The organism is Pseudomonas sp. 05L36, from assembly GCF_056398125.1.
On the sequence record NZ_JBFTOU010000034.1, the window covers coordinates 41,176 to 51,109 of the forward strand.

The window sequence follows — 9,934 nt, forward strand, 5'->3', positions numbered from 1 at the left end:
ACAATCTGGGGAGAGGGGAGCGGCGAGATTATCATCAACCTGTAACAGGAAGTTGTCATGGCACAAAATTTAGTTAGCCAGACATCGATTTTTCATACATCGAAAACCTTGTGGCGAGGGAGCAAGCTCCCTCGCCACAAGGAATGTGTTGCCGCAGATATCAAAAGCCGTGAGGCAACTTGTCACGCGGCAAAAGACCACGCGGTTCATCCCCGAAATTGGGACTACTCTTTCAACGTTGATTGATCCAGATCAAAACCCACAAAAGGAATTGATCCGGCGGCCGCAAGGCCAGATTCCCTGCGTTGTGATGCGTGCAAAAAAAAGAACAAACAGAGATTCGCCACACTCCATATCCGTGGGGACCGTGGGTGCAGGCTTCCAGCCAGCAGCCGTACTACCTGACAGAGGAAGACTTATGTTCGGTTTAGAGGCACTTGATCTCGCCCGAATTCAGTTCGCGTTCACCATCTCGTTCCACATCCTGTTTCCGGCCATCACCATCGGCCTGGCGAGTTACCTGGCGGTACTCGAAGGCCTGTGGCTGAAAACCCATAACGACACCTACCGTGACCTCTACCATTTCTGGTCGAAAATCTTTGCCGTCAACTTCGGCATGGGGGTGGTTTCCGGCCTGGTCATGGCCTATCAGTTCGGCACCAACTGGAGCCGCTTCTCGGACTTCGCCGGTTCCGTGACAGGGCCGTTGCTGACCTATGAAGTGCTCACGGCGTTCTTCCTCGAGGCCGGGTTCCTCGGCGTCATGCTGTTTGGCTGGAACAAGGTCGGACGTGGCCTGCACTTCTTCGCTACCGTAATGGTGGCCATCGGTACATTGATCTCGACGTTCTGGATTCTTGCCTCCAATAGCTGGATGCAGACCCCGCAGGGCTTCGAGATCGTCAACGGTCAGGTCATACCCACCGACTGGCTGGCGGTTATCTTCAACCCGTCGTTCCCGTATCGCCTGATGCACATGGCCACGGCGGCGTTCGTCGCCACGGCCTTCTTCGTCGGTTCCTCCGCGGCCTGGCATTTGCTGCGAGGCAGGGACAACCCGGCGATCCGCAAAATGCTCTCGATGGCCATGTGGATGGCATTGATCGTCGCGCCGATCCAGGCGGTCATTGGTGATTTCCACGGTCTGAACACGCTTGAGCATCAGCCGGCAAAAATCGCCGCGATCGAGGGGCACTGGGAGAACGTCGGTAACGAAGCGACTCCGCTGATCCTGTTCGGCTGGCCGGACATGAAGGAGGAGAAAACCAGGTTCGCTGTCGAGATCCCGTACCTGGGCAGCCTGATTCTCACGCACTCCCTGGACAAACAGGTGCCGGCGCTCAAGGAGTTCCCGCCTGAAGATCGGCCGAATTCGACCATCGTGTTCTGGTCGTTCCGGATCATGGTGGGCCTGGGCTTGCTGATGATTTTCACCGGTTTGTGGAGCCTGTGGCTGCGCAAGCGCGACACCCTCTACTCCTCGCGGCCGTTCCTGTACCTGGCGCTGTGGATGGGGCCGTCCGGCCTGATCGCGATTCTCGCTGGCTGGTTCACCACCGAAATCGGCCGTCAGCCGTGGGTGGTCTATGGCCTGATGCGTACGGCGGATGCGTCGTCCAACCATAGCTTCATGCAGATGAGCATCACCCTGATCCTGTTTGTCGTGGTTTATTTCGCGCTGTTTGGCGCCGGTCTTGGCTACATGATGCGCCTGGTGCGCAAGGGGCCGAAGACCGATGAAGGCAAGGAAACCAACGACGGGGGCCCCGGCCAGAAACGCACACCGGCCCGGCCGTTGTCCGCAGCCGACGACGATCACGCCGATGCCGGCCACAGCCTGACCAAGGAGATTTGAATCATGGGTATTGATCTTCCGCTGATCTGGGCCGTGATCATCATCTTCGGCGTCATGATGTACGTGGTCATGGACGGTTTTGACCTGGGCATCGGCATTCTCTTCCCGTTCATTCCGGGCAAGACCGATCGCGATGTGATGATGAACACCGTCGCCCCGGTCTGGGACGGCAACGAGACCTGGCTGGTGTTGGGTGGCGCGGCGTTGTTCGGCGCGTTTCCGCTGGCCTATTCGGTGGTGCTCTCGGCGTTGTACCTGCCGCTGATCCTGATGTTGATCGGGTTGATCTTCCGCGGTGTGGCCTTCGAGTTCCGCTTCAAGGCCAGGGACGACAAGCGCCACCTGTGGGACAAGGCGTTCATCGGTGGCTCGGTCACCGCGACGTTCTTCCAGGGCGTTGCGCTTGGCGCGTTCATCGATGGGCTGCCGGTGGTCAATCGGCAGTTCGCCGGTGGTTCACTGGACTGGCTGACACCGTTCACGATGTTCTGTGGTGCGGCGCTGGTGGTGGCGTATGCGCTGCTCGGTTGCACCTGGCTGATCATGAAGACCGAAGGCAAGTTGCAGGAACAGATGCATGACCTGGCCCGGCCATTGGCCTTCGTGCTGCTGGCGGTGATTGGCATCGTCAGCATCTGGACCCCGTTGGCCCACGCAGAAATCGCCGCACGCTGGTTCACCATGCCGAACCTGTTCTGGTTCATGCCGGTGCCGATTCTGGTGCTGGTGACGATGTACGGTCTGATCCGTGCCGTGGCCCGCAACGCGCACTACACGCCGTTCCTGCTGACCCTGGTGCTGATCTTCCTCGGTTACAGCGGGTTGGGCATCAGCCTGTGGCCGAACATCATCCCGCCGTCGATCTCGATCTGGGACGCCGCCGCGCCGCCGCAAAGCCAGGGCTTCATGCTGGTGGGCACACTGTTCATCATCCCGTTCATCCTGGGCTACACCTTCTGGAGCTACTACGTGTTCCGCGGCAAGGTCACCCATGAAGACGGTTATCACTAGCCCTGTGCACCGCGAACCTTTGTAGGAGCGAGCTTGCTCCGGGCGGCGTTCCGACGATGGCGTCCTCACAGACGCCATCCACCTTAAACGGAGTAATGAGCCATGCCTGGCAAACACACCCTGCACGACATTGAAGAAGCCGAAAAAAAGCCGCTGTGGCAGCGGCTCGGCTGGTTGGCCCTGATCTGGGTCGGCAGTGTGGGCGCCTTGTTCATCGTCGCCAGCCTGATGCGTCTGTTCATGAGCGCGGCCGGCCTGACCACGCACTGACATCTCTCCCGTGGCCTCAAGGCACGGATTTACGACCCTCCGACCGGAGGGTTTTTTTTGCCTGTTACTTGCGCGCCTTGAGGATGACGAATTTCGGATTGGTTGCCACTTGCTCGACACCGCGGAACAATCGCGCGAGCTTGCTGTGGTAACCCAGGTGACGATTGCCGACGATGTACAGCGCGCCGCCCACGACCAGCGCTTCGCGCGCCTGCTGGAACATCCGCCAGGCCAGGAAGTCGCCCACCACTTGTTGCTGGTGAAACGGTGGATTGCACAGCACAACGTCGAGCGATTGCGGTTCCTGGCCGGCCAGGCCATCACCGGCACGCACGATCACTTCCCGTTCACCCAACGCAGCGCGCCAGTTTTCAGAGGCCGATTGCACAGCCATGAACGACTCGTCCACCAGCGTGTAGTGGGCCTCGCGGTTTTGCAGGGCACTGGCGATGGCCAGAACACCGTTGCCGCACCCAAGGTCAGCGACTCGCGCCGAGCCGAGGTTTTTCGGCAGGTGCGGCAAAAACGCCCGGGTGCCGATGTCCAGGCCTTCGCGGCAAAACACATTGGCGTGGTTGAGCAGTTCGATGGGCGGTTCGTCGAGCCTGTAGCGCGTTGGGTAAGGCGACACAGCGGGAGTTTTGTCCTGGGCCGTGGCAATCAATAGCCTTGCCTTCTTCACCGCCAACGAGGCTTGCACCGGGCCGATGTAACGCTCCATCAAATCGCCCGCCGCCCGGGGCAGATGTTTGATCATGGACGCGGCGACCACTTGGGCGCCGGGTGTCAGTTGGCCTTGCAGGCGGATCAGTTGTTCTTCCAGCAGGGCCAGGGTTTTCGGTACGCGGATCAGCACGCAGTCGAACGGCCCGGCAGGGGCTTCGCTGGCGGGTACGCTCGGCACCGCATCAAACGCCAGGCCGTTGCGCACCAGGTTCTTTTCCAAGCCCTGAAAGGCCAGGAACGAGTCACCGCTGCTGACCACTTGCACCTTGCCTGCCAGGCTGGCCGCCAACGCGCCGAAACTGTCATTGAGCACCAATACCCGGGTGTCCGACGCCGGCTGCTGTTCGGCCAGATGATTGAGCAGGTATTCATCGGCCGCATCGAAAGCTTGCAGCGGTTCGTTCTGCTGTTCGGGCTGGCGGATCAGGTCGAGGCTGGCGAAGGGTGTTTCGAGCAAAGGCATGGGGTGGGGCTCTGGGTAATCGACGGATGTCCCGCTGCCTAAGGCGTTGGAGCGGGCGGAGCCGACCGAGTGTACTGCGTCGTGAAGGTCTACACGCCATCACTCAGGAGGGACCGCAAATGGTACGTTTTTTTTGCCTGGATTACCCGCAGGTTTTCCCGTAGTCGGGCGCTTTCAGATGGCTCCCGACCGAGCCGCGGCGATGACTGCCGCAATCTTGTTGTTGACGCCGAGCTTCTCGATAGCCCTGTGCACATGAAAGTTGATGGTGCGTTCACTCAAATTGAGGATCCTGGCAATTTCATAGGCCGTCTTGCCATCGGCCGACAGTTTCAATACTTCGAGTTCCCGCCGTGACAAGGGGGGAGCCTGGGGGCGAGCCGGTTTTTTCGGTTGCATTGCGTTCGCCAGAGCGTGCAAATGGCGGCTGATGAACACCGAGAATCCAAGATGCTCGTACAGCTCATAGGCTGAAATCGGGCAATGGCTTCTGGCCAGACTGAAAATGCTGCGCAGACCGGTTTCCTCATCAAAGATCGCCTGGGACCAGCCATGCTGCAAGCCTTGTTGTCGCAGCAACTGCCATAACCATGGCGTCCTGGAAAAAAGCTCTTCACTCCAGAGAACAGGCAACATTGAATGATTGCAATGCGCCACTATTGGATCTATTTGCATGGCGTTGTTTTTTTCATATTGAGTATTCCACTCATGGGGGTAGTTGTTCAGGTTCACCGTACTGGTGTCGACCCCGAATGAGTTTGAAGTAATTGAAAAGCCACAAAATTTATATCCAAGGTTTCTAGCGAAATTGAGCGCGATTCGATAGGCAGTACTGATCTCTTGTGTGCGCGCCAATTGTTTGAGCTGTGACTCCTTCCAGATCTCCATACAGTGATCTCCATTAGTGTGTCTTCTGGGTGCAGAATTGGATCCAAGATCCGGCACGCCACGAAGTGTAGGACATTTCCTGCGGAAGTGATTCGACAATTTTGCTCTTTTGACTGTTGGAAAAGTGTGCTCAAGGTTCTTAGGGAATAAATGGTTATGAAATGCCACATGTAATTTTATATGTAGGGTTGTGTTCGTATTCTGTAATCGACTACTAGTGCGCATTAATGTCACTACAAATTGTCGGTGGTTACGCTGCGTTCTTTGCGGGACACTGGGGTATCTGTTGATTGGAGCCTTCCATGTCCGTCAGTGAAGAAAAATTTACGCGCCAGACCTTGCTCGAGGTGCATCCGCTGACCCCGAACCTGTTTACCCTGCGCGCCACGCGGGATGCAGGGTTTCGTTTTCGGGCGGGGCAGTTTGCCCGGTTGGGCGTCACCAAGGCTGATGGCAGCACGGTATGGCGCGCCTACTCCATGGTGTCCTCGCCCTTTGACGAGTTCCTCGAGTTCTTTTCCATTGTCGTACCGGGCGGTGAGTTCACCAGTGAACTGAGCCGCCTGGGCGTTGACGATACGTTGCTGGTCGACCGCCAGGCCTTCGGCTACTTGACGCTGGACCGTTTTGTCGATGGCCGCGACCTGTGGTTGTTATCCACAGGTACGGGCATCGCACCGTTCCTGTCGATACTCCAGGATTTCGACGTCTGGGAGAGATTCGAGCGGATCATCCTGGTCTACAGCGTTCGCGAAGCCCGGGAACTGGCTTATCAGGAGCTGATCGCGGGGCTGGCGCAACTTGAGTATCTGGCGGAGTACGCACACAAATTGCAATTCATCGCCACAGTCACTCGTGAGCAGCATCCTGGCGCATTGAACGGACGGATCACCACACTGATTGAAAACGGCGAGTTGGAGCGCAGCGCGGGAGTTGCGCTGACGCCTGAGCATTCACGGGTCATGCTGTGCGGCAACCCGCAGATGATCGATGACACGCGCAAGTTGCTTAAACAGCGGGACATGCACTTGAGCCTCAGCCGGCGACCTGGCCAAGTGGCGGTGGAAAACTTCTGGTAAGCAAAACGGCGCCTCAAAGGCGCCGTTTTTTGCCAGTGCAGTCAAGGTCGGTTGTTTTGGGCCTTGAGCAAGTCGCGGATCTCGCTCAGTAACTCTTCTTCCTTGGTGGGAACCGGCGGCAGGCTAGGGGCCACGGACTCCTCACGCTTCAGGCGGTTGATGGCCTTGACGCCCATGAAGATCGCAAAGGCGACGATGACGAAGTCGATGATGGTCTGGATGAATTTGCCATAGGCCAGCACCACCGCAGGAATGGCGCCGTCTGCTGCCTTGAGCGTTATGGCCAGGTCACTGAAGTCCACGCCACCGATCAGCATCCCGATTGGCGGCATGATCAGGTCACCGACAAACGACGTAACGATCTTGCCGAAGGCCGCACCGATGATGATGCCGACGGCCATGTCGACCACGTTGCCTTTGACCGCGAAGGCCTTGAACTCGTTTAGCACGCCCATAGGTTATTCCTTGTTACAGATGAGGTAGATGAACGCAGTGTAAATCAGCAAATCGCATCCTGCTCGAATCAACGGCCTGCTGCGTTTGCCAGCCATTGACCCGGGTGGTGTTGAAAAATTCACCGATTGATCTCATCTGAGGTCGGTCAGGCCTTCTTTGGAGTTCGCATACGACGTTTTTTTCAGCGAAATGGCGTCATTTGTGTGGGCGAGCCAAGGTTGAGCGACCACTCCTGAATCGGGACGCTCAAGATGATCGGGCAGTTAGTGGCCAAGAGGCTGCATTGAAAATTAAATGCAGCCGTAGTGATATGAACTGTTTCGTTAGTTTGAGGTGTCTGACAAGTTGCGCGTTTCTCTGAATCATGGCTGCGTTTTGTTTGAATGTTTTCGAAGTTGTGCATGAAGTATGGAAGTGAACAAAGTCTGTATAGGTTTTCAAAGTGTGCGGTATGGCATGTCCCTAGAGTTTGTTGGCCGAGTTGAGCGAAAAACTTATACAAGGTTTTGTAGGGTGGGTGTATCTCAATATGCCTGTGTTTAATAAGGTTATTTGAAGTCATCAAAAGGGTTGCGAAATATCTGGCCGCACTCGCGCGCCTTGGCTGAGCTATCATCGCGTTTTTTTCCAGGAGTTCCGATGGCCAAGGCCAAGCGCATGTACGGCTGCACCGAGTGCGGCTCAACCTTCCCCAAATGGGCCGGCCAGTGCGGTGAGTGCGGGGCCTGGAACACGCTTACCGAAACCATGGTGGAAAGCGGCGGGGCAGCCGCCCCCAGCGGTCGTACCGGCTGGACCGGCCAGCAGGCGCAGATCAAGACCCTGGCCGAAGTCAGTGTCGAAGAAATTCCGCGCTTCTCCACTGCTTCCAGCGAGCTGGACCGGGTTCTGGGTGGGGGTCTGGTGGATGGCTCGGTGGTGCTGATCGGTGGCGACCCTGGCATCGGCAAGTCGACCATTCTGCTGCAAACCTTGTGCAACCTCGCCAAGAGCATGCCGGCACTGTATGTCACTGGTGAGGAATCCCAGCAGCAAGTGGCCATGCGTGCGCGGCGCCTGGGGTTGCCTCAGGATCAACTGCGGGTCATGACCGAAACCTGCATCGAAACCATCATTGCCACGGCCCGTCAGGAAAAACCCAAGGTCATGGTAATCGACTCGATCCAGACGATCTTTACCGAGCAATTGCAATCGGCACCGGGCGGTGTATCCCAGGTGCGCGAAAGCGCGGCGTTGCTGGTGCGCTATGCCAAACAGAGCGGTACGGCGATTTTCCTGGTGGGCCACGTCACCAAGGAAGGCGCGCTGGCTGGCCCTCGGGTACTGGAGCATATGGTCGACACCGTGCTGTATTTCGAAGGCGAGTCCGACGGGCGCCTGCGTCTGCTGCGGGCGGTGAAGAACCGCTTCGGTGCCGTCAATGAACTGGGCGTTTTCGGCATGACCGACAAAGGTCTGAAAGAAGTCTCCAACCCGTCGGCGATTTTTCTGACCCGTGCCCAGGAAGAAGTCCCGGGCAGTGTGGTGATGGCAACATGGGAAGGCACACGGCCGATGCTGGTGGAGGTTCAGGCACTGGTGGACGACAGTCACCTGGCCAACCCGCGTCGGGTCACGCTGGGGCTGGATCAAAACCGGCTGGCGATGTTGCTGGCGGTGCTGCACCGTCACGGTGGCATTCCGACCCACGATCAGGACGTCTTTCTCAACGTGGTCGGTGGGGTCAAGGTGCTGGAAACGGCGTCCGACCTGGCGTTGATGGCGGCGGTGATGTCCAGTTTGCGCAACCGGCCGTTGCCCCACGATCTGCTGGTGTTCGGTGAAGTCGGGCTTTCCGGTGAAGTGCGTCCGGTGCCGAGCGGTCAGGAGCGTTTGAAAGAAGCCGCCAAGCACGGCTTCAAGCGGGCCATCGTGCCCAAGGGCAATGCGCCGAAAGAGGCGCCGGCAGGGTTGCAGATCATTGCCGTGACCCGGCTGGAGCAGGCGTTGGACGCGTTGTTCGAATAGTTTCTGGTTAATACACAGCCCTGTGGGAGCGAGCTTGCTCGCGATGAGGGCATGACATTCAAGTAGATGTTGCTTGTCAGGCCGCCATCGCGAGCAAGCTCGCTCCCACATTGAATTGATTCCGGGGCGTCAAATCTCGATCAGCGCACCCAATTCTCGTTCCAGTTCCTGCGGGTCAGCGAGATTGAGCTCGATCAATCGCCGCAGGCGTTCGATGGACTCCAGGCTGATGTGCAGACAGACAAAGCCGAGTTGGCCATGGTCGTCGTGGGCCAGTTGCACATCCATGGTGATGTCGGCCTCTTCGCTCAGATGAATGTCCACCAGAAAATCCTGCTGCGGATTTCCCAACCACGGATCGGGTCGCTCGATCAGCAACCCCTTGAGCGACAGGTCGATCAACTTCACCTGCCAAGTGGACTCACCCTGACTCAGCTCGGTTCGGGCATCGAACGCAATACGTTTGAAGCGGCGACGTTCGGCAGGGTGCTCGCTCATGGCGCGATCCTCGGAGATGTACGCTGACTATAGACCTGCACTCTTGAAGGCGGCCAGCGCGTGCAGGTATCCAGCCCGATATCGGGGTATGGTCTTTGCCGTCAGGAGCGCTAAACTCGGGGTGGTTGTCTTTCTTGTCCACTCTGGCTGGAATATCAAAATGAAAAATAATAATAGCCCGCTACGCCATTTGCCTTGGCTGGTGCTGGCAATCACAGGTGCGTGCGCCCTGGGTGTCGTGGCATTGCGCCGGGGCGAGGCAATCAACGCCTTGTGGATTGTGGTCGCTGCCGTGGCCATCTATCTGGTCGCCTATCGCTACTACAGTCTGTTCATCGCTAACAATGTCATGCAACTCGATGCGCGGCGGGCCACTCCCGCTGTACTCAACAATGACGGTCTGGACTATGTGCCGACCAACAAGCACATTCTCTTCGGTCACCACTTCGCGGCCATCGCCGGCGCGGGGCCGCTGGTCGGCCCGGTGCTGGCAGCGCAGATGGGCTACTTGCCCGGCACGCTGTGGCTGATTGCCGGCGTGGTGCTGGCCGGTGCGGTGCAGGACTTCATGGTCCTGTTCATGTCCACCCGCCGCAACGGCCGTTCGCTGGGCGACATGGTCCGTGAGGAAATGGGCCGCATCCCCGGGACCATTGCGCTGTTCGGTTGCTTCCTGATCAT

The 9,934-nt window shown here is 58.0% G+C and carries 10 protein-coding genes; 6 read left to right on the forward strand and 4 right to left on the reverse strand.

The window, feature by feature from the left end; genetic code table 11:
* Nucleotides 1-418: 418 nt before the first annotated feature.
* The 3 genes from AC1DKH_RS26945 to AC1DKH_RS26955 all read left to right on the forward strand — a co-directional run bounded on the left by AC1DKH_RS26945 (nt 419) and on the right by AC1DKH_RS26955 (nt 3,136).
* On the forward strand, nt 419-1,855 hold the full coding sequence (locus tag AC1DKH_RS26945) for a cytochrome ubiquinol oxidase subunit I (protein WP_477764513.1): 1,437 nt from the start codon (nt 419-421) through the stop codon (nt 1,853-1,855).
* Between the two features lie 3 nt (nt 1,856-1,858).
* Nucleotides 1,859-2,866, forward strand: coding sequence for a cytochrome d ubiquinol oxidase subunit II (cydB, locus tag AC1DKH_RS26950; RefSeq protein WP_223459181.1), 1,008 nt, complete (start codon nt 1,859-1,861; stop codon nt 2,864-2,866).
* Between the two features lie 102 nt (nt 2,867-2,968).
* A complete protein-coding gene (locus AC1DKH_RS26955) occupies nt 2,969-3,136 on the forward strand; it encodes a DUF2474 domain-containing protein (protein ID WP_477799847.1) in 168 nt (55 codons plus the stop codon).
* A gap of 64 nt (nt 3,137-3,200) precedes the next feature.
* Here the strand turns inward: AC1DKH_RS26955 and AC1DKH_RS26960 are convergent, their stop codons facing one another.
* Nucleotides 3,201-4,325, reverse strand: a complete 1,125-nt coding sequence (locus AC1DKH_RS26960) for a methyltransferase (RefSeq protein ID WP_477799848.1) — start codon at nt 4,323-4,325, stop codon at nt 3,201-3,203.
* Between the two features lie 174 nt (nt 4,326-4,499).
* The gene (locus tag AC1DKH_RS26965; protein WP_477799849.1) at nt 4,500-5,213 is read right to left on the reverse strand and encodes an autoinducer binding domain-containing protein; all 714 of its coding nucleotides are present in this window, start codon (nt 5,211-5,213) and stop codon (nt 4,500-4,502) included.
* Between the two features lie 302 nt (nt 5,214-5,515).
* Here AC1DKH_RS26965 and AC1DKH_RS26970 point away from each other — a divergent pair, with 302 nt between their 5' ends.
* Nucleotides 5,516-6,292 carry a ferredoxin--NADP reductase gene (locus AC1DKH_RS26970; RefSeq protein ID WP_477753929.1) on the forward strand — a complete coding sequence of 259 codons (777 nt, stop codon included), beginning with the start codon at nt 5,516-5,518 and terminating at the stop codon, nt 6,290-6,292.
* A 41-nt stretch (nt 6,293-6,333) separates the two neighbouring features.
* On the opposite strand, the gene mscL is transcribed toward AC1DKH_RS26970, so the two are convergent.
* Nucleotides 6,334-6,747 carry a large-conductance mechanosensitive channel protein MscL gene (mscL, locus tag AC1DKH_RS26975; RefSeq protein WP_477799850.1) on the reverse strand — a complete coding sequence of 138 codons (414 nt, stop codon included), beginning with the start codon at nt 6,745-6,747 and terminating at the stop codon, nt 6,334-6,336.
* A gap of 640 nt (nt 6,748-7,387) precedes the next feature.
* Here mscL and radA point away from each other — a divergent pair.
* Nucleotides 7,388-8,755 (forward strand): DNA repair protein RadA, encoded by a 1,368-nt coding sequence (radA, locus tag AC1DKH_RS26980; protein ID WP_223541998.1) that lies wholly within the window; start codon nt 7,388-7,390, stop codon nt 8,753-8,755.
* Nucleotides 8,756-8,884: 129 nt separating this feature from the next.
* Here the strand turns inward: radA and AC1DKH_RS26985 are convergent, their stop codons facing one another.
* Nucleotides 8,885-9,253 carry a PilZ domain-containing protein gene (locus AC1DKH_RS26985; RefSeq protein WP_223449022.1) on the reverse strand — a complete coding sequence of 123 codons (369 nt, stop codon included), beginning with the start codon at nt 9,251-9,253 and terminating at the stop codon, nt 8,885-8,887.
* Nucleotides 9,254-9,413: 160 nt separating this feature from the next.
* On the opposite strand from AC1DKH_RS26985, the gene AC1DKH_RS26990 reads away from it, so the two are divergent.
* Nucleotides 9,414-9,934 (forward strand): carbon starvation CstA family protein (locus AC1DKH_RS26990; protein ID WP_477799851.1); only part of this gene is annotated, 521 nt, incomplete at its 3' end.